General features: G+C 71.0%; 19 protein-coding genes. 9 read left to right on the forward strand and 10 right to left on the reverse strand.

The window, feature by feature from the left end; genetic code table 11:
• The first annotated feature begins 70 nt into the window (after nucleotides 1–70).
• Nucleotides 71–790, forward strand: coding sequence for an HAD family hydrolase (locus NP095_RS00440; protein ID WP_232418572.1), 720 nt, complete (start codon nucleotides 71–73; stop codon nucleotides 788–790).
• Nucleotides 787–3291, forward strand: coding sequence for a glycoside hydrolase family 65 protein (locus tag NP095_RS00445; RefSeq protein WP_232418197.1), 2505 nt, complete (start codon nucleotides 787–789; stop codon nucleotides 3289–3291). Before NP095_RS00440 ends, NP095_RS00445 begins: the two co-directional genes overlap by 4 nt.
• A gap of 6 nt (nucleotides 3292–3297) precedes the next feature.
• Here the strand turns inward: NP095_RS00445 and NP095_RS00450 are convergent, their stop codons facing one another.
• Nucleotides 3298–4908 carry a YegS/Rv2252/BmrU family lipid kinase gene (locus tag NP095_RS00450; protein ID WP_232418196.1) on the reverse strand — a complete coding sequence of 537 codons (1611 nt, stop codon included), beginning with the start codon at nucleotides 4906–4908 and terminating at the stop codon, nucleotides 3298–3300.
• An 84-nt stretch (nucleotides 4909–4992) separates the two neighbouring features.
• Between NP095_RS00450 and serS the strand changes: the two genes are divergently transcribed.
• The 4 genes from serS (at nucleotide 4993) to NP095_RS00470 (ending at nucleotide 9666) form a co-directional block, all read left to right on the forward strand.
• Nucleotides 4993–6270 carry a serine--tRNA ligase gene (gene serS / locus NP095_RS00455; protein ID WP_232418195.1) on the forward strand — a complete coding sequence of 426 codons (1278 nt, stop codon included), beginning with the start codon at nucleotides 4993–4995 and terminating at the stop codon, nucleotides 6268–6270.
• A 3-nt stretch (nucleotides 6271–6273) separates the two neighbouring features.
• On the forward strand, nucleotides 6274–7059 hold the full coding sequence (locus NP095_RS00460) for an HAD family hydrolase (protein WP_232418194.1): 786 nt from the start codon (nucleotides 6274–6276) through the stop codon (nucleotides 7057–7059).
• A 133-nt stretch (nucleotides 7060–7192) separates the two neighbouring features.
• Nucleotides 7193–9163, forward strand: coding sequence for an acetate--CoA ligase (acs, locus tag NP095_RS00465; RefSeq protein WP_232418193.1), 1971 nt, complete (start codon nucleotides 7193–7195; stop codon nucleotides 9161–9163).
• 74 nt (nucleotides 9164–9237) lie between these two features.
• Nucleotides 9238–9666 (forward strand): phage holin family protein, encoded by a 429-nt coding sequence (locus NP095_RS00470; protein WP_232418192.1) that lies wholly within the window; start codon nucleotides 9238–9240, stop codon nucleotides 9664–9666.
• Here the strand turns inward: NP095_RS00470 and NP095_RS00475 are convergent.
• Genes NP095_RS00475 through nth form a run of 4 tightly spaced genes read right to left on the reverse strand, consistent with a single transcriptional unit; the run spans nucleotide 9644 to nucleotide 13002 of the window.
• Entirely contained in the window at nucleotides 9644–10459 is an 816-nt protein-coding gene (locus NP095_RS00475; RefSeq protein WP_232418191.1) for a hypothetical protein, read from the reverse strand. The genes NP095_RS00470 and NP095_RS00475 overlap by 23 nt on opposite strands.
• A complete protein-coding gene (locus tag NP095_RS00480; RefSeq protein ID WP_232418190.1) occupies nucleotides 10459–11625 on the reverse strand; it encodes a MarP family serine protease in 1167 nt (388 codons plus the stop codon). The genes NP095_RS00475 and NP095_RS00480 overlap by 1 nt, the downstream gene beginning before the upstream one ends.
• 1 nt (nucleotide 11626) lies before the next feature.
• Nucleotides 11627–12274, reverse strand: a complete 648-nt coding sequence (locus tag NP095_RS00485; RefSeq protein ID WP_232418189.1) for an NUDIX hydrolase — start codon at nucleotides 12272–12274, stop codon at nucleotides 11627–11629.
• Nucleotides 12271–13002 carry an endonuclease III gene (gene nth, locus NP095_RS00490; protein WP_232418188.1) on the reverse strand — a complete coding sequence of 244 codons (732 nt, stop codon included), beginning with the start codon at nucleotides 13000–13002 and terminating at the stop codon, nucleotides 12271–12273. Before nth ends, NP095_RS00485 begins: the two co-directional genes overlap by 4 nt.
• A gap of 81 nt (nucleotides 13003–13083) precedes the next feature.
• Between nth and NP095_RS00495 the strand changes: the two genes are divergently transcribed.
• Nucleotides 13084–13761 (forward strand): Crp/Fnr family transcriptional regulator, encoded by a 678-nt coding sequence (locus NP095_RS00495; RefSeq protein WP_232418187.1) that lies wholly within the window; start codon nucleotides 13084–13086, stop codon nucleotides 13759–13761.
• 3 nt (nucleotides 13762–13764) lie between these two features.
• Here NP095_RS00495 and NP095_RS00500 read toward each other — a convergent pair whose 3' ends face one another.
• From NP095_RS00500 to NP095_RS00515, 4 genes are read right to left on the reverse strand one after another with little or no spacing between them, the layout of a single operon-like run.
• The gene (locus NP095_RS00500; RefSeq protein ID WP_232418186.1) at nucleotides 13765–14526 is read right to left on the reverse strand and encodes an MBL fold metallo-hydrolase; all 762 of its coding nucleotides are present in this window, start codon (nucleotides 14524–14526) and stop codon (nucleotides 13765–13767) included.
• Entirely contained in the window at nucleotides 14523–15335 is an 813-nt protein-coding gene (locus NP095_RS00505; protein ID WP_222865810.1) for an NUDIX hydrolase, read from the reverse strand. The genes NP095_RS00500 and NP095_RS00505 overlap by 4 nt, the downstream gene beginning before the upstream one ends.
• A gap of 1 nt (nucleotide 15336) precedes the next feature.
• The gene (locus NP095_RS00510) at nucleotides 15337–15795 is read right to left on the reverse strand and encodes a RidA family protein (protein ID WP_232418185.1); all 459 of its coding nucleotides are present in this window, start codon (nucleotides 15793–15795) and stop codon (nucleotides 15337–15339) included.
• A 2-nt stretch (nucleotides 15796–15797) separates the two neighbouring features.
• A complete protein-coding gene (locus tag NP095_RS00515; RefSeq protein ID WP_153302903.1) occupies nucleotides 15798–15953 on the reverse strand; it encodes a DUF4177 domain-containing protein in 156 nt (51 codons plus the stop codon).
• 74 nt (nucleotides 15954–16027) lie between these two features.
• Here NP095_RS00515 and NP095_RS00520 point away from each other — a divergent pair, with 74 nt between their 5' ends.
• Both NP095_RS00520 and NP095_RS00525 read left to right on the forward strand, forming a co-directional pair.
• Nucleotides 16028–17008 (forward strand): ArsA-related P-loop ATPase, encoded by a 981-nt coding sequence (locus tag NP095_RS00520; RefSeq protein ID WP_232418184.1) that lies wholly within the window; start codon nucleotides 16028–16030, stop codon nucleotides 17006–17008.
• Nucleotides 17005–18204, forward strand: coding sequence for an ArsA family ATPase (locus NP095_RS00525; RefSeq protein ID WP_232418183.1), 1200 nt, complete (start codon nucleotides 17005–17007; stop codon nucleotides 18202–18204). The genes NP095_RS00520 and NP095_RS00525 overlap by 4 nt, the downstream gene beginning before the upstream one ends.
• Before the next feature lie 10 nt (nucleotides 18205–18214).
• On the opposite strand, the gene NP095_RS00530 is transcribed toward NP095_RS00525, so the two are convergent.
• Nucleotides 18215–18472 carry a WhiB family transcriptional regulator gene (locus tag NP095_RS00530; RefSeq protein ID WP_232418182.1) on the reverse strand — a complete coding sequence of 86 codons (258 nt, stop codon included), beginning with the start codon at nucleotides 18470–18472 and terminating at the stop codon, nucleotides 18215–18217.
• Between the last annotated feature and the right edge of the window lie 183 nt (nucleotides 18473–18655).

The raw sequence follows: 18655 nt of genomic DNA on the forward strand, positions 1-18655 counted from the left end.
GTGGGGTTCTGGTCACACCACGCACCCGGGTGGCCCCGCATTCACGCGGTTGTCATGTGAGCCGCCTAGGCTGGAAGACGTGGACTGGACCGACTATGACGCTGCGTTGTTCGATCTCGACGGAGTGATCACCCCGACCGCTCGCGTGCACCAGATGGCCTGGGCACGGATGTTCACCGACTTCCTGCAGGGTCATCGCGACGTCGATCCCTACACGGAGGCGGACTACTTCGCCTACGTCGACGGCAAGCCGCGCTACGAGGGGGTCGCGTCCTTCCTCGCGTCCCGCGGGCTCGAGCTGCCGTACGGCGACCCCTCCGACGATCCCTCGGCCGAGACGGTCTGCGCTCTCGGCAACCGCAAGAACGACTACTTCTCCGACGTGCTGCGCACCGACGGCGTCCAGGCGTACCCGGGCTCCGTCGCCCTGCTCGACGCGCTCGAGAAGCGTGGCGTGAAGTCGGCGCTGGTGTCGAGCTCGCGCAATGCGCGCCCCGTCCTGGAGGCGGCCGGTCTCTCCGACCGCTTCGAGGTCGTCGTCGACGGCGAGGTCGCCGCCGCCGAGCACATCGCCGGCAAGCCGAGACCCGACACCTTCGTCACCGCCGCCGAGAGGCTCGGCGTTCCCACGACCCGCTCGGTCGTCCTGGAGGACGCGGTCTCGGGCGTGCAGGCCGGCGCCGCCGGCGACTTCGGGTTGGTGATCGGCGTCGATCGAGGCGCCGGCGCCGACGTCCTGCTCGAGCACGGCGCGGACGTCGTCGTCTCCGACCTGGCGGAGCTGCTGTGAGCTGGCACGAGGCGCCCGGCACCGAGGACTTCCTCGACCGCTCCCGGTGGCCCGCCGATCCGTGGCGACTGATCGAGACACATCCCGACCAGAGCGACCTGGGCGTCGCCGAGACCTTGTTCTCGGTGGCCAACGGCTACCTGGGCATGCGCGGCAACGTCACCGAGGGCCGTGACTCCCACACTCACGGCACGTTCGTGAACGGCTTCCACGAGACGTGGCCCATCCACCACGCCGAGGAGGCGTTCGGCTTCGCCCGCGTGGGTCAGACGATCGTCAACGCGCCCGACGCCAAGGTCATCCGCCTGTACGTCGACGACGAGCCGCTGCTGATCAGCGTCGCCGACCTGCTCGAGTACGAGCGCTCGCTGGACTTCCGCAGCGGTGTCCTGCGTCGCGAGATCCTGTGGCGCACGCCGTCGAACAAGCTCGTGCGCGTCGTCGCGACCCGCATGGTCTCGTTCGCGCAGCGCCACCTGGCCGTGCTGGAGTTCGAGGTCACGATGGTCGACTCCGCCGCGCCGATCGCGCTGTCCTCGCAGATCCTGAACCGCCAGGACGGCGAGGACGAGTACCACGTTCGCTCCAAGGCGATGGGCGAAGGCCACGACCCCCGCAAGTCCGAGGGATTCGACCGTCGTGTGCTCGAGCCGAAGTACAGCTGGGGCGACGCCGACGAGGCGCGGGTCGTGCTGGGCTTCCGCTGCTACGACAGCGGCATGACGCTCGCCGTCGCGGCCGACCACGTGCTCGTCACCGAGAACCACAGCGACACCCGCGTCCAGGTCGAGGACGACCTCGCCAAGGTCACGTACCGGATCGCCGCCGAGCCCGGCGTGCCGATCCGGCTGACCAAGATGGTCGCCTATCACACCTCGCGCGGCGTGCCGGTGCGCGAACTGGTCGACCGGTGCCGCCGCACGCTCGATCGCGCCTTCGAGCAGGGCGTCCAGAAGCAGTACGACGACCAGCGCGCCTGGCTCGAGGACTTCTGGCGGCGCTCCGACGTCGAGGTCCCGGGCCACCCGGAGGTCCAGCAGGCGATCCGCTGGAACCTGTTCCAGGTCGCCCAGGCCAGTGGTCGGGCCGAGGGCGCGGGCATCCCCGCCAAGGGCCTCACCGGCTCGGGCTACAGCGGGCACTACTTCTGGGACACCGAGGTCTACGTCCTGCCGTTCCTGACGTACACGAACCCCGACCACGCCCGGAACGCCCTGAAGTTCCGGTACAGCCTGCTCGACGCCGGTCGCAAGCGCGCCCGCGAGATGTCCCAGTCCGGCGCGCTCTTTCCGTGGCGCACCATCAACGGCGAGGAGGCCTCTGCCTTCTTCGCCGCCGGAACGGCGCAGTACCACATCGACGCCGACATCGCGTACGCCGTCGCGCAGTACTACCTCGCCACCTCCGACGAGAACTTCATGTTCCGTCAGGGGATCGACATCCTGGTCGAGACGGCCCGGATGTGGGTCGACCTGGGGTTCTGGCGCGACGAGGAGGTGGGCACCTTCCACATCCACGGCGTCACCGGGCCCGACGAGTACACGACCGTCGTCAACGACAACCTGTTCACGAACGTCATGGCCCGCTTCAACCTGGCCGCGGCCGCCCAGGCCGTCGAGCTCATCAGCCAGCGCGACACGGCCGCCTACGACCGCATGGTGATCCGGCTGGGCTTGAAGGACCACGAGCCCGGCGACTGGAGGCGGGCCGCGCACAACATGGCCATCCCCTTCGACGAGGCGCTCGGCGTGCACCCGCAGGACCAGCACTTCCTCGAGCGCGAGGTGTGGGACCTGGACCACACGCCGCTGGAGAAGCGGCCGCTGCTGCTGCACTACCACCCCCTGGTGATCTACCGGTTCCAGGTCATCAAGCAGGCCGACATCGTCCTGGCGCTGTACCTGCAGGGCAATCACTTCACCAACGAGCAGAAGCGCGCCAACTTCGAGTACTACGACCCGATCACGACCGGCGACTCCACGCTGTCCGCGGTCGTGCAGTCGATCATCGCGGCCGAGGTCGGGTACCGCGATCTGGCGTACCGCTACTTCCTCGGGGCCCTGTTCGTCGACCTGGCCGACCGGCACAAGAACGCGACAGACGGCGTCCACGTCGCCTCCACCGGCGGCATCTGGAGCGTCCTGGCCTGCGGCTTCGGTGGCTTCCGCGATCACCGCGGCGACTTCACGCTCGACCCGCGGCTCCCCGAGGCGTGGGACGAGCTGATCTACCGCGTCACGATCCAGGGCTCCCGCGTGCGGGTGACGGTCCGCGAGCGCGAGTTGGAGCTGTTCATCGAGGACCAGCAGCCGAACGGGTTGGGCGACCTCGTCGACCCGGTGTTCAGCGTGCGTGGACGCACCATCAAGGTCTCGCCGGGCGCCCCGACCGTGGTCCCGCTCGACGGGCAGGGTCCGCGCATCCACGGCACCCCGCAGCCCGTGGCCGGGCGTCGGCGGGCCGACGGCACCGTCATCACGGCGATCGTCCCGGGCAGCTGACTTCGGCTACGGCGCCGGAGCCAGCGTCGCGGGGACCCGCACCAGCACGACGCCGGGGTGGATCTCGGCGGTGATCTCCTGGAACTCGCCGACGGGGTCGCCGTCCAGCTGCATCGGCACGGGCTTCTCGGCGCGGACGTGCACCTTCTGGGCGCACAGGCGCGCCAGTCGCTTGTCGTTGGTCTTGCGACGCGTCAGCACGCGGGCGACGATCGACAGCCAGCCGATGAAGCGCTTCGGGGCGACGACGACGATGTCGAGCAGGCCGTCGTCGATCTTGGCCTCGGGCAGCAGCGGGATGCCCGCCTGCAGGAAGCCGACGTTGCCGATCACCACGGTGCGGGCGCGGAAGTGCCGGGGCGGGTCGTCGTCCAGCGTGATGGCGACCTTGGTGCGCGGGAAGGTCACGGCCTTGAGCCCGGACAGGAAGTACGCGAGGTAGCCCACGCGCTTCTTGAGGTCCTCGTTCACGCCGGTCATGATCATCGCGTCCATGCCCAGGCCGGCCATGACCAGGAACGAGGTCTCGGTGCCGCCGTCGGTCGAGAAGCTGGCCAGGTCGATCGCGCGGTCCTGGCCGCCGAACACCACGTCGAGGGCGTCGCGGGTGTTGACCGGGATGTCGAGGTTGCGCGCCAGCAGGTTGCCCGTGCCCAGCGGCAGGACCCCGATCGCGACGCCGGACCGGGTGGCCTCCTCGCACACGGAGCGCACCGTGCCGTCGCCGCCGGCGGCGATGATGAGGTCGACGCCGGCATCCAGGGCGGCGCGGGTCTGGCCGTGGCCGGGGTCCTCGACGGTGGTCTCGAACCACTGCGGCTCGTCCCAGCCGTGCAGGGCGCCCACCTGGCGCACCTTCGTCTTGAAGTCCTCGACGTCACCGACCTTGACCGGGTTGAGGACGACGGCGGCGCGGCGGCGGCCGGAACCGGTCAGGACGGCGGTCTCGACCGGTGCCCTGCCGCTGCCGCTGATCAGGAACCGCCACAGCAACAGCGGGACGAAGCTGCCGAAGGCCAGTCCCGCCGTGACGTCGCTGAGGAAGTGGACGCCGAGGAAGACGCGATCGGCCGCGATCAGGAGCGCCAGGACGACCCACAGCGCGAGGAACAGGCGGCGGCGCAGTCCGCGGCCGGTCAGGACGATCGTCAGCAGCGCGAGCACCGTGAAGAGCAGGCCGGCGCCGGCGGAGTGGCCGCTGGGGAACGAGTAGCCGCCGATCTCGTGCAACGGCAGGTCCCAGACGGGCCGCTCGCGCTGGACGACCAGCTTGATCAGGGCGTTGCCACCGAGCACCACCACGGCACTGACCACGACCCAGACCGCCAGCAGACGCTCGCTGCGCCACCACAGCAGTCCGGCCAGGACCGCCAGCACCACCCCGACGCCCCAGTTGCTCGTCACCGCCGCGGCGACGTCCAACACGTCCACGAGCCACGGTCGTGCCTCGGTGAGGTCGAAGGCCCACTGGGCGACGTCCTGGTCGAGGTCGATCAGCGGCCGCCACGTGGTGGTGACGAGGGCCGTCAGGAGCACGAACAGGACAGCCTCGACGGCCATCAGGAGGGTCGGGATGAACGGCCGGTCACCGTCGGCACGGCGCAGGTCGATCGTCACGGCAGTCCTCTCGTCGGTGTGGCGCCCGCCAAGCGTAACCGCGCCGCGACAGCTCGGCCGGTCGCGCCTCGCTAGGCTGGCGGGGTGATCGATCCCCGACTGTTGCGTGACGAAGCCGACCTGCTGCGAGCCGCCCAGGAGCGCCGCGGCGAGTCGTCCCAGCTCGTCGACGACCTGATCGCGGCCGACGAGGCACGTCGCGCCGCCATCGTGGCCTTCGAGGCGGTCCGCTCCGAGCAGAAGCAGCTCGGCAAGCAGATCCCGAAGGCCCAGGGCGACGAGAAGCAGGCACTGCTGGCCCGCACCAAGGAGCTCAGCGCCGAGGTGAAGACCGCCGAGGCCGCTCAGGCCGAGACGGCACGGGCGTTCGAGGAGCTGCTGAAGACGCTCCCGAACCCCACGGTCGACGCGCCTCCCGGCGGTGAGGACGACTTCGTCGTGCTGGAGGAGATCGGCACGCCCCGCGACTTCGCCGCCGAGGGCTTCGAGCCGCGCGACCATCTCGAGCTGGGCGAGCTGCTCGGCGCGATCGACGTCGAGCGTGGCGCCAAGGTCAGCGGCTCGCGCTTCTATTACCTCACCGGCGTGGGCGCCCAGCTGGAGCTGGCGCTCGTGCAGCTGGCGATGAAGACCGCCGCCGAGTGGGGCTTCACGCCGATGATCCCGCCCGCGCTGGTCAAGCCGCAGGCGATGGAGGGCACCGGCTTCCTCGGCCAGGCGGCCGACGACGTCTACCACCTGGAGAAGGACGACCTGTACCTCGTCGGCACCTCCGAGGTGCCGCTCGCGGCGTATCACGGCGGCGAGATCCTCCCGACCGAGTCGCTGCCGCGTCGTTACGCGGCGTTCAGCCCGTGCTTCCGGCGTGAGGCCGGCTCGTACGGCAAGGACACGCGCGGCATCTTCCGCGTCCACTGGTTCGACAAGGTCGAGATGTTCGTCTACACGACGCTCGACGAGGCCGCCGCCGAGCACGAGCGGCTGCTGGGCTGGGAGAAGGCGTGGCTGCAGAAGCTCGAGCTGCCCTTCCGCGTCATCGACGTGGCCGCCGGCGACCTGGGCCTGTCCGCCGTCCGCAAGTTCGACTGTGAGGCGTGGATCCCGACCCAGGCCAAGTACCGCGAGCTCTCGTCCGCCTCGAACTGCACCGAGTTCCAGGCCCGCCGCCTGGACACGCGCACCCGGGCGACCGGCGAGGACGGCACGTCCCACGTGGCGACGCTCAACGGCACGCTGTGCGCCATGACGCGCACGATCGTGGCCCTGCTCGAGAACGGCCAGCAGGCCGACGGCTCCGTCCGGCTGCCCGAGGCACTGCACCCCTACCTGGGCGAGGTCCTGCGCCCGGTCGAGGATCGCTGAGCCATGACGTGGCGCCCGCGGCTGGTCGCGCTCGACGTCGACGGCACCATCGTCGACCATGACAACCAGCTGAGCCCTGCGGTCAAGGACGCGATCCTGGCCCTGCGCGCCCAGGGGATCCCCGTGGTCATCGCCACGGGGCGTGCCGTCCCGGGCGTGTACGACGTGCTCGACAAGCTGGGCTTCCGCGAGGGACTCGGCGTGGCCAGCAACGGCTCGGTCGTCTTCGACGTCGACCCGTTCGAGGTCGTCCACACCACGACCTTCGACGCCCGCGAGGCGGTGCGCCGCGTCCTCGAGCGCGTGCCCGAGGCGCTCGTGGCGGTCGAGGAGGTCGGCATCGGGTACCGCGTCAACCGCGCCTTCCCGCACGGTGAGATCACCGGCGACATCATCCTCGACGAGGTCGAGCGCATGGTGTCCCAGCCCGTGACCCGCGTCGTCGTGCGCGCGCCGGACCACGACCGCGACAAGTTCTCCTCGCTCGTGGAGGACCTCGGCCTCGAGGGCACGAACTACTACATCGGCTACACGGCGTGGCTCGACCTGGCGCCCGAGGGCGTCTCGAAGGCCTCCGGGCTGGACGTCGTGTGCCACCGGATGGGGCTGACTGCCGCCGACGTCCTGGCCGTCGGCGACGGGAACAACGACCTCGAGATGCTCCAGTGGGCCGGCCGCGGGGTCGCGATGGGCCAGGCCCCGGACGAGCTCAAGGCGGCCGCCGACGACGTCACGGGCACCGTCGAGGAGGACGGCCTCGCGGCCGAGCTCCGCCGCTGGCTGGACTGAGCGGCCGCCGTTCACCGCAGCGCAGGAGCCGCTCAGCGGTGTGTGCTGGCGCACACCCGTAGGGATGGGGCACGGTGGAGTCGTCCACAATGGTGACCCGCGACACACCGCATCCCGCCCAGGAGGCCCACCCGTGACTCAGACCGGCATCGACAACCTCGCCACCGAGGACCGCATCTTCGAGCCCCCGGCGGAACTGGCCGCGAACGCCAACGTCAAGGCCGACGCCTACGATCGCGCCGCGGAGGACCGCCTCGGCTTCTGGGGTGAGCAGGCCGGCCGGCTGACGTGGGACACCCCGTTCACCGACGTCCTGGACTGGTCGAACCCGCCGTTCGCGAAGTGGTTCGTCGGCGGCAAGCTCAACGTCGCCTACAACTGCGTGGACCGCCACGTCGAGAACGGGCTGGGCGACAAGGTCGCGATCCACTTCGTCGGCGAGCCCGGTGACACGCGGGACATCACCTACGCCCAGCTCAAGGACGAGGTCAGCCGCGCGGCGAACGCCATCGAGGAGCTGGGCATCGAGGCCGGCGACCGGGTGGCGATCTACCTGCCGATGATCCCCGAGGCCGTCATCGCGATGCTCGCCTGCGCGCGCCTGGGCGCCCCCCACACCGTCGTGTTCGGCGGCTTCAGCTCCGATGCCCTGGCCAGCCGGGTCGAGGACTGCGAGGCCAAGCTCGTCATCACGGCCGACGGAGGCTACCGCCGTGGCGCTCCCTCGGCGCTCAAGCCCGCCGTGGACGAGGCGATCGCCAAGCTCGGCGACGCCAGCCCGGTCGAGAACGTCCTGGTCGTGCGCCGCACCGGCGAGGACGTGGCCTTCGACGAGGACATCGACGTCTGGTGGCACGAGCTGGTCGACGAGTCCTCGCCCGACCACACGCCGCAGGCCTTCGACGCCGAGCACCCGCTGTACGTCATGTACACCTCGGGCACGACGGGCAAGCCCAAGGGCATCCTGCACACCAGCGGCGGCTACCTGACCCAGTGCGCCTACACCTTCGACGCGGTGTTCGACCACAAGCGCGACACCGACGTCTTCTGGTGCACCGCGGACGTCGGCTGGGTCACCGGGCACTCGTACATCGCGTACGGGCCGACCGCGAACGCGGCGACGCAGGTGCTCTACGAGGGCACGCCCGACACGCCGCACAAGGGCCGCTGGTGGGAGATCATCCAGGAGAAGGGCGTGACGCTCTTCTACACCGCGCCGACCGCGATCCGGACGTTCATGAAGTGGGGCGACGAGATCCCCGCGCAGTACGACCTGTCGACGCTGCGCATCCTCGGCTCGGTCGGTGAGTCCATCAACCCCGAGGCGTACGTCTGGTACCGGACGAACATCGGCGGCGACCGCACGCCCATCGTGGACACCTGGTGGCAGACCGAGACCGGCGCGCACATGCTCAGCCCGCTGCCGGGCGTCACCGCCGCCAAGCCGGGCTCGGCGATGGGGCCGCTGCCGGGCATCAGCGCCGAGGTCGTCGACGACGCCGGGAAGCCCGTCGGCAACGGCGAGGGCGGCTACCTCGTCCTCACCGAGCCGTGGCCGGCCATGCTGCGCACGATCTGGGGCGACGACCAGCGCTTCAAGGACACCTACTGGGCGCGCTTCCCGGACATGTACTTCGCCGGCGACGGCGCCAAGAAGGACAAGGACGGCGCCATCTGGCTGCTCGGCCGGGTCGACGACGTCATGAACATCTCGGGGCACCGGCTGTCGACCACCGAGATCGAGTCGGCGCTCGTCTCGCACCCGACCGTCGCCGAGGCGGCGGTCGTCGGCGCCACCGACGACACGACGGGACAGGCCGTCGTGGCCTTCGTGATCCTGCGTGAGTCGGCCGCCGCGTCCACCGAGGAGCACATCGCCGCGCTGCGCGACCACGTCGCCAAGGAGATCGGCCCGATCGCCAAGCCGCGCCAGATCATGGTCGTGCCGGAGCTGCCCAAGACGCGCTCGGGCAAGATCATGCGGCGGCTGCTGCGCGACGTCGCGGAGAACCGCGAGGTCGGTGACGCGACGACCCTGGCGGACTCCTCCGTCATGGACCTGATCACCGCCGGCCTGAAGAAGCCGGCAGCCGGCCAGGAGTGACCCCCGCGGGACGCCCGCGCCCGCCGGGACGGCCACGAGGGGCTGCTCCGGCGGGATTTGGGTACGCTCACCCCATGACGAAGCCCACGGACGACCCCACGATCGGACGACTCGTCGCAGATGTGACCCGCGACCTGTCGTCGATCGTCCAGCACGAGATCGCCTTGGTGAAGTCCGAGCTGCGCGTCAGTGTGAGGGCCGGTGGACTCGGCGTCGCGCTCGTCGCGGCCGCCGCGTTCCTGCTGCTGCTCGTACTGATCCTCGGCTCCGTCACCATCGCGTACTTCCTGACGATGACGGGGATGCACGCCGCGTGGGCGTTCCTCATCGTGACGGCGTTCTACCTGCTGGTGGCCGTCGTCCTGCTGCTCGTGGCGTGGACGCGGTTCAAGAAGATCCGCGTGCCGGAGAAGTCCATCGGCACGGCGCGTCAGCTGCCGTCGGCGCTCAAGCCCGGCAACCACGCCGCGGGAAGCCGCGTCAAGACCGCCGCGCGCGGCTGACCAGCCCCAGCACGACCAGCACGGCGCCGCCCAGCGCCACCCACAGCAGCGTCACGTCCAGCGACGCGACGATGCGGTCGGTCAACTCGTCGCGTAGGTGACGTCCGGCCTCGGTGGTGGCGTCCGCCCGGTCCTCGACCAGCCGGGGCAGCGCGAGGTGGCCCAGGACCCACCACGCCGCAGCCGCCAGCACGGCCCCGAGACCCAGGGCGGTCAGGGTGGCGCCCCGGCGTCGCGACACGGCCAGGGCCAGCAGGGCCGCGACCACGGCCGTCCCGACGGCCACCACGGCCACGGTGGCCGCCCGCGACGTCGCCTCCACGAAGTCGGTGGGGTTCTCGTCGCTCAGCGTGACCAGCAGCTCGCCGGGCCGCGGCAGGTCGACCGGCAGCTTCGCCGAGACCTCATCCAGGGCGAGGTCCACCAGGGGAGAGATGTCGGCCCGGACGTTCGTCGGCGTCGGCTCGGAGTAGAGCCGCTGGTGCGCGCTGCGGGCCGTCTCGGCCCACGCGTCGTTCCAGTCCGGGGAGTCGGTCAGGCGCAGCACGCCGTCGCGGACGCCGTCGGCGATGCGGTCGTGCAGGGTGCCGGGCAGTCCGGTCCGGTCCGCGAAGGCCTCGCCGGCCGTGTCGGCCGCGGCTCGCTGGACCTGCCGATCGTCGCCGACCCGCGAGACCAGGTCGACGAAGCCGCTCTCACTCTGGACGTGGGTGGCCGTCCAGCCCGCGCCGATGCCGACGAACGTGGCCACGGTGGCCACGCACCACAGCAGGGCGGTCGCGACCGTGCGCATCAGGCGCAGCTGCCCGTCGACACCGTGTCCTCGGCGCGCGCCGCCGCTCGGGCGATCGGGATCGCCTCGGCCGCGGTCACCGCGTAACCGGTCTCCGGATCGGAGATGGACGCTGCGAAGATCACTCCGATCACCCGGCCCTTCGTCGAGATCAGCGGCCCGCCGGAGTTGCCCGACCGAACCAGCGAGCGGATGGAGAAGACGTCGCGCGAGACGCGGCCGTCCCCGTAGATGTCGGGACCCTTCAGGTCCAGTCGGCCACGGATTCGCGCGGAGCGCGCGTCGAACGGGCCGTTCTCGGGGAATCCGAGGACGGCGGCCGATTCACCCTGCTGGGCGCTGGTGTCGAAGCGGAGGGGCTTGGCATCCAGCCCTGGCACGTCGACGACGGCGAGGTCGAGCTCGGGATCGAAGAGCACCGGTCGCGCGTCGTAGCGGCGGTCACCGACGGTGACGGTCGGCTCGTCCACGCCGGCCAGGACGTGGGCGTTGGTCATGATCCGGTCGCGGGCGATGACGAAGCCCGAGCCCTCGATGGTGCGGTTGCACTCGGCCTCACCGAGCACTCGGACGACGCTGGCACGAGCGGCGCGCACCGACTTCAGCGCGAGCGTCTTGTCGTCCGGCCGCTCGGTGGCCGGGATGATCTCGGTCTCGAACGGGTCGAGGTACCGGGGGAAGACATCGCCGGTGAGGGTGTCGGTGAAGGCCTGCAGCGCCTCGCCGGCACGCTGCGGCATCAACTGGTCGACGCGCTGCAGCACGGTCGAGTCGCGGACCGCCGCGCTGACGTAGGGCAGTGTCGACGCGCTGACCGCGTAGCCCAGCGCCCAGGACGCGGCCATCACGACGCTCGTGCCGAAGGCGGCTCCGAGCACGGCATCGATCGCGCGCCCCGGGCCCCGGCGGATGCGCAGCGAGCGGCCGATCATGCTGCCGGTGAAGTTGCCCACGGCGGCGACGACGAACACGAACACGATCGACATGACCGCCGACAGGGCGTCACCGGATCCCTGGGTGAAGAACCGCGGCGCCAGGGCGATGCCGAGCAGGAAGCCCAGGAACAGACCGCCGCCGGAGAAGACGTTCGACACGAAGCCGTGGACCCACCCCGCGTAGGCGTAGACCACGAACGTCGTGATCAGGACGAGATCGAGCCAGTTCATGTCACTCCGGCAGGGGTCGGGTTCGGGTGGCGTCCCACGGGCGCTCCCAGCCCAGACGCTCGAACAGTCGGGAGATGATGCCGGCGGTGAAGCCCCACAGCGGGGTCTCCGCGCCGATGTCGAAGGCGGGGCCGGTCCAGCCGGACGGGTGGACGACGCTGAACCGGTGCTCCGGGTCCAGCAGCAGGTCCAGCGACGTGGGCAGGACCTGCTCGACCTCGTCGGGGCTGTGGGCGGTCAGCGGATGCGGGTTCGTCCAGTAGCCCAGGACGGGCGTGACCGCGTGGTTGCTCGGCGGCAGCCACAGCGTGGGCAGCGTGCCGAAGACGACCACCTCGCTCGGGTCCAGTCCGACCTCCTCCTCGGCCTCGCGCAGCGCGGTGTGCACGGGGTCGCGGTCGGTGTCGTCCTGCTTGCCGCCGGGGAACGAGATCTGGCCGGCGTGGTTGCGCAGCGTGGCCGCGCGCTCGGTCAGCAGCAGCTCGCGGCCTCGCTCGCCCTCGGAGAAGAGCATCAGGACCGCGGCGGGCCGGGCGTCGGCCGGCGGGTGGGGGAACCGGGGAGCGAGCTGCTCGGCCTCGACGGAGCCGAGCAGGTCGGCGAGCGGTCGCAGCCAGTCCGGCAGCGACGTGGGGGGAGTCTGGGTCATGCGGGTCCCTGGGTGGTGACCAGCGCCTCGGCGATCTCCGGGTCGGTGGGACCGATGCCGTAGGAGGGGCACCAGTGGGCGACGGGGCAGGCGCCGCAGGCGGGCGTGCGGGCATGGCAGCGGCGGCGGCCGTGCCAGATCACGCGCTGGCACAGCATGGTCCAGTCGCGCTTCGGGAAGAGCGCTCCGACCGCGTGCTCGGTCTTGACCGGATCCTTCGCGGTCGCCTCGTCCACCCACCCCCAGCGGCGGACCAGCCGGGCGAAGTGGGTGTCGACGGTGATCCCGGGGACGCCGAACGCGTTGCCCAGGACGACGTTGGCGGTCTTGCGGCCCACACCCGGCAGCGACACGAGGTCGGGCAGGCGGGCGGGCACCTCGCCGTCGAAGCGCTCGACCAGGGCCGCGGACAGGCCCATGATGCTCTCGGTCTTGGCGCGGAAGAAGCCCGTGGGGCGGATGATCTCCTCGACCGCGGTGCGGTCGGCCGCGGCGAGCGCCGCGGCGTCGGGGAACGCGGTGAACAGCGCCGGCGTGATCGCGTTGACGCGACGGTCGGTGGTCTGCGCGGACAGGACCGTGGCCACCAGGAGCTGGAACGGATTCTCGAAATCGAGCTCGCAGTGGGCGTCGGGATAGGTCTCGGCGAGCACCCGGTCGATCTTGCGTGCACGCCGCACCAACGAGGTCGCCGGACGGGGGGTCGCGGGGCGCGGATCGGCGGGCACGTTAACACCGTATCCGGACACGGCACACCCGCATGCAGGCATCATAGGTGTGATCTGGGTTGCATGTGGGAAACTAGGAGGGTGACCGACGAAGTTCTGCGCCAAGCCCCTCTGTTCAACGGCCTCGACGACGACGCCTCCGGCGCCCTCGAGTCCTCCATGTCCGCGGTGTCCCTGCGCCGTGGCGAGGTCCTGTTCGGCGAGGGTGACGAGGGCGATCAGCTCTACGTCGTCATCGAGGGCAAGATCAAGCTGGGCCGTCGCTCCGTCGACGGCCGCGAGAACCTGATCGCGATCCTCGGCCCCGGCCAGATGTTCGGCGAGCTGTCGTTCTTCGATCCGGGCCCCCGCTCCGCCACCGCCACCGCGGTCACCGACGTCGAGCTTCGCAGCCTCGGTCACAGCGCGCTCAACCCGGTCCTGCAGTCGCACCCCGACGTGGCGTACGCGCTGCTGAACCAGCTGGCCGGCCGCCTGCGTCGCACCAACGAGGTCGTCGGCGACCTCGTGTTCTCCGACGTGCCCGGTCGCGTGTCCAAGGCGCTGCTCGACCTGGCCGCCCGCTTCGGACGCGAGGCCGACGACGGCATCCACGTCAACCACGACCTCACGCAGGAGGAGTTGGCGCAGCTCGTCGGCGCCTCGCGCGAGACGGTCAACAAGGCGCTGGCCGACTTCGCGTCGCGCGGCTGGCTGCGCCTCGAGCCCCGCTCGGTCATCATCCTCGACCTCGAGCGTCTCAAGCGCCGTTCGCGCTGACCCTCAGGCCTGCAGGTACTCCAGCTGGGCGCGCACGGAGAGCTCGGCGGCGTCCCACAGGATCGGGTCGACGTCGGCGTAGACCGTCTCGACCACGTCGCGTGCGCTGACCGCGCCCGCGGCCAGCGCCGAGCGCACCTGGTCGAGCCGCTCCTCGCGGTGCGTCAGGTAGAAGTCCAGGACGGCGCCGGGGTCGTCGATCACGGGTCCGTGACCCGGCAGGATCGTCTCGACCTGCCCGTTCGTGACCAGCGCGCGGAACCGCCGCATCGAGTCCAGGTACGGGCCGAGGGCGCCGTCGGGATGGGCCACCACGGTCGTGCCCCGACCCAGGACCATGTCGCCGCTCAGCAACGCCCGGTCCTGCGGCAGCAGGAACGCGACGGAGTCCTTCGTGTGACCGGGCGCGGTCACCACCTCGATCGTGAGCCCGTCGACCTCGAGGGTCTCGCCGTCGCGCAGGGGATCGGCCGAGCGGGTGTAGTCGGGCGAGAGCGCCCGGGTCGGTGCGCCGGTGGCCCGGACGATCGATTCGAGGGCGTCGGTGTGGTCCCAGTGGTGGTGGGTGAACAGCACGAGAGCGACCTCGCCGGCGGCGGCCACGACGGCGTCGACGTGCTCGGCGATGTCGGGGCCGGGGTCGACCACGACGGACCGGGTGGCTCCGGGCTCGCGCAGGATCCAGGTGTTGGTGCCGTCGAGCGTCATGATGCCGGGGTTGTCGGCCAGGATGAACGACGCGCGGGGCGTCACCGAGGTGGTCACAGCTCTTCCTCACGATCGATGTCGAGCCACCACTGACCGTCCACCCGGACGAAGCGGGGCTCGATGGGCTTGATGGTCCGCTCGGCCGAGGCAGTCAGCACGTCGCCGGCTGCCAGGGGTGCCAGTTCGCGGCAGGTCACGGCGGTGGGCGGCATCATGGCCGCCCGGCCCGCGTCGACCAGCGCGAGCACGTCCGCCAGGGGTGCCCACAACGACTTGTCCGCCTCGGTGCTGACGGTGCCGATCCGCTGACCCTCGGGCAGGGCGGCGACGAAGAAGCGGGTGTCGTAACGGCGCGGCTCGAGCGCCGGGGTGATCCAGTGCGCCCACGCGCCCAGCAGGTCGGCGCGCAGCACGAGCTTCTCGTCGGCGAGGAACTGCGCGAACGACATCTTCTTCGCCTCGAGCTCGTCGCGGGCCCCGGCCAGATCGGTGGTGTCCCCCACGATCGAGTGCTCGTCGGGGCCGGCCAGCAGCACGCCGGTCTCCTCGAAGGTCTCGCGCACGGCGGCGACGACCAGACGCCGGGCCAGCTCCGGATCGCACGAGAACCGGACGGCCCACTCCTCGGGCTCCGGCCCGACCCACGTCATCGGCTCGCCGTCGTCGTCCTGCACGCCGCCACCGGGGAACACGTACATGCCCGCCGCGAAGGCCATCGACGCCTGGCGGCGCATGAGGAAGGCCTCGAGACCGGCCTCGCCGTCGCGCACGACGGCGATGGTGGCGGCGTCCTTGGGCTGGACGGCGTCGGCCGGGTCGAAGGTCTCGAGCCGCTTCAGGGCCTTCGGCGGGACGGGCACCAGCACGTCAGGCCACCTCGACGATCGCGTCCACCTCGACGGGCGAGTTCAACGGCAGGACGGCCACGCCGACCGCGCTGCGGGTGTGCGACCCGGCGGCGCCGAACGCCGCCGCGAGCAGATCGCTGGCGCCGTTGGCCACCCCGGGCTGACCCGTGAAGTCCGGCGCGCTGGCCACGAACACGGTGACCTTGACGACGCGCACGACCTGGTCGAGGTCGGCGATCGAGTTGATGGCCGCGATGACGTTGAGGCCGCAGAGCCGGGCGAGCTCCTGGGCGTCCTCGGGCGACACCTCGGCGCCGACCTTGCCCACGGCCGGCAGGGCGCCGTCGACGAACGGCAGCTGCCCGGACGTGAAGATGTGCGAGCCGCTGCGCAGCGCGGGCACGTACGACGCCACGGGAGCGGCGACGTCGGGGACGGTCAGCCCCATCGACGCGAGGCGTTCGGTGACGACGCCCATGGTCAGGCCACCGGCCGCTTGAAGTAGGCCACGAGGTTCTCCGGGTTCATGCCCGGGACGATCTGCACCAGCTCCCAGCCGTCGCGTCCGAAGTTGTCGAGGATCTGCTTGGTCGCATGGACGAGCACGGGTGCCGTCAGGTATTCCCACTTGGTCATGGCCCGACTGTATCGCCGGGACCGCGACCACTTCTCGACCGACGCGACGGCCCGACCCTCGGTAGTCTCGACGCGTGGCGAACTCGACCCCCTTGCACGTCGTGACCGGCAAGGGCGGCACCGGCAAGACGACCGTGGCCGCCGCCCTCGCGCTGTCCCTGGCCGATCAGGGCAAGAAGGTGCTGCTGTGCGAGGTGGAGGGCCGCCAGGGGATCGCCCAGCTGTTCGACGTGCCGCCGCTGCCCTACGAGGAGCGCCGCATCGCCACGAGCGACGCCGGCGGTCACGTCCACGCGCTCGCGATCGATCCCGAGGCCGCGCTGCTGGAGTACCTGCAGATGTACTACCGGCTCGGCCGGGCCGGGCGGGCGCTGGACAAGTTCGGCGTCATCGACTTCGCGACGACGATCGCGCCGGGCGTGCGCGACGTGCTGCTGACCGGCAAGGTCTACGAGGCCGCGCGGCGACGCACGAAGGACAAGTCGTCGGACTTCGTCTACGACGCGGTGGTCGTCGACGCGCCGCCCACGGGCCGGATCACCCGCTTCCTGGGCGTCAACGACGACGTCGCGGGGCTGGCCAAGGTCGGCCCGATCAAGACCCAGTCCGAATCGATCATGACGATGATGCGCAGCCCGCAGACGGCCGTGCACCTGGTCACCGTGCTGGAGGAGATGCCCGTGCAGGAGACCCTCGACGGCATCGCGGAGCTCACCCGGGCGGGCCTGCCGGTCGGCCACGTGGTCGTGAACCTGGTGCGTCCCTCGTTGCTCTCGCCCGACACGGTCGAGGCGCTCGAGGCCGGCCGCCTCGACGCCAAGGCCGTGGCGCCCGTGCTCGAGCGGGTCGGGCTCCCGCGACAGGCCGCGGAGAGGCTCGTCGCGGACGGGTTCGGGCACGTCGAGCGGCAACGACTGCAGGACGAGCAGCGGTCCATCATCGAGGAGTGCGGTCGGCCGCACCTGAGCCTGCCGATGCTGACCGGCGGGATCGACCTGGGCGCCCTGCAGGACCTGGCCGACACGCTGGCTCCCCTCGTCGAGGACGCCCGATGAGCGGGCGCGCGACCACGACGCCGCGCGAGCGCCGTCCCCGCACGGAGCGCCGGATCTCCTCGGCGCACGAGCCGGTGCGCATCGATGTCGACGGGCTGATCGGCGATCCCCAGACCCGCATCGTCGTGTGCTGCGGCTCCGGCGGTGTCGGCAAGACCACCACGGCCGCCGCGCTGGCGCTGCGCGCGGCCGAGCAAGGACGCACGGTCTGCGTCCTGACGATCGACCCGGCGCGGCGGCTGGCGCAGTCGCTGGGACTGCTGGAGCTCGACAACACCCCGCGGCCGGTCGCCGGGATCGACACGTCGGCCGGCGGCTCGCTCGACGCGATGATGCTGGACATGAAGACGACCTTCGACGAGGTCGTCGAGGCGCACGCCTCGCCCGAGAAGGCCGCCGAGATCCTGAACAACCCGTTCTACGTCGCCCTGTCCAGCTCGTTCGCGGGCACGCAGGAGTACATGGCGATGGAGAAGCTGGGCCAGCTGCACGGCGAGAACCGCTGGGACCTGATCGTCGTGGACACGCCGCCGTCGCGGTCGGCCCTGGACTTCCTCGACGCCCCGGAGCGGCTGTCGTCGTTGCTGGACGGACGGTTCATCCGATTGATGCTGGCGCCGGCCCGCGGTCCGGCGCGGATGCTGTCGGCGGGACTCGGCCTCGTCACGGGGGCGCTCAACAAGGTGCTCGGCGCGCAGGTGCTGACCGACATGCAGACGTTCATCGCGGCCTTCGACACGCTCTTCGGCGGATTCCGCCAGCGCGCCGAGGCGACGTTCTCGCTGCTGCAGGCCGAGGGGACGGCGTTCCTGGTCATCGCCGCGCCCGAGTCGGCGGCGATGCGCGAGGCGGCCTACTTCGTCGAGCGGCTCGCGGCCGACGACATGCCGCTGGCGGGCCTGGTGGTGAACCGGGTGCACGACGAGGCGGCGGCCGGGGTCAGCGCGGTGGACGCCGAGTCGGCGTCGCCGCGGCTGGCCGGGGGGAAGGCGGCGGAGCGCCGGACGGCCGAGCTGCTCGACGTGCATGCCGAGCGGATGCGGCTCGCCGAGCGCGAGAACCGGCTGCGCGAGCGGTTCAGTGCCGCGCACCGCAGTGTCGAGATCGTCCCGGTGCCGGCGTTGGACACCGACGTCCACGACGTGGCGGGACTACGGACGATCGGCAACCACCTCGGCGCCCCGCAGGGCGCCTGAGGGGCGACGGTCAGGTGGCGGGGACGAGCACGTCACGCCAGCGGCGGACGTTGGGCTTGCGACGCAGCAGCGCGCGGCGCTCCCGCTCGGTCATGCCGCCCCACACGCCCCACTCGATGCGGTTGTCGAGGGCTTCGGCCAGGCATTCGGCGCGGACCTCACACCCGTTGCAGACGACCTTGGCGCGATTCTGCTCGGCACCCTTGACGAAGAGATCGTCCGACTTGCCCAAGCAGGCGGCGTCCTGAGACCAGTTGTCGTTCCACATGCGCAGAGACCTTTCCCGAGATCCCCCCGGTCCCCGTGACCGGAAGGAGAATTTGTTTCTGCAGTGCCACCAGCCTAGGGAGGATCGTCCGAAGTGGACAGATTCGTCCGGGTAGTTGGTACATAGTTCCAAAGAGTCACTCCGGGCCCGCCTGATACGTCCCGGCGCCCAGAACCGACGTGC

This window comes from Aeromicrobium duanguangcaii (assembly GCF_024508295.1).
Classification (GTDB): domain Bacteria; phylum Actinomycetota; class Actinomycetes; order Propionibacteriales; family Nocardioidaceae; genus Aeromicrobium; species Aeromicrobium duanguangcaii.

Bases quoted from the DNA above. Each gene is read 5' to 3' on its own strand.
- NP095_RS00460 (WP_232418194.1), top strand. From the start codon at position 6,274: ATGACGTGGCGCCCGCGGCTGGTCGCGCTCGACGTCGACGGCACCATC.
- NP095_RS00470 (WP_232418192.1), top strand. From the start codon at position 9,238: ATGACGAAGCCCACGGACGACCCCACGATCGGACGACTCGTCGCAGAT.
- NP095_RS00475 (WP_232418191.1), bottom strand. From the start codon at position 10,459: ATGCGCACGGTCGCGACCGCCCTGCTGTGGTGCGTGGCCACCGTGGCC.
- NP095_RS00480 (WP_232418190.1), bottom strand. From the start codon at position 11,625: ATGAACTGGCTCGATCTCGTCCTGATCACGACGTTCGTGGTCTACGCC.
- NP095_RS00485 (WP_232418189.1), bottom strand. From the start codon at position 12,274: ATGACCCAGACTCCCCCCACGTCGCTGCCGGACTGGCTGCGACCGCTC.
- NP095_RS00510 (WP_232418185.1), bottom strand. From the start codon at position 15,795: ATGGGCGTCGTCACCGAACGCCTCGCGTCGATGGGGCTGACCGTCCCC.
- NP095_RS00515 (WP_153302903.1), bottom strand. From the start codon at position 15,953: ATGACCAAGTGGGAATACCTGACGGCACCCGTGCTCGTCCATGCGACC.
- NP095_RS00525 (WP_232418183.1), top strand. From the start codon at position 17,005: ATGAGCGGGCGCGCGACCACGACGCCGCGCGAGCGCCGTCCCCGCACG.
- NP095_RS00530 (WP_232418182.1), bottom strand. From the start codon at position 18,472: ATGTGGAACGACAACTGGTCTCAGGACGCCGCCTGCTTGGGCAAGTCG.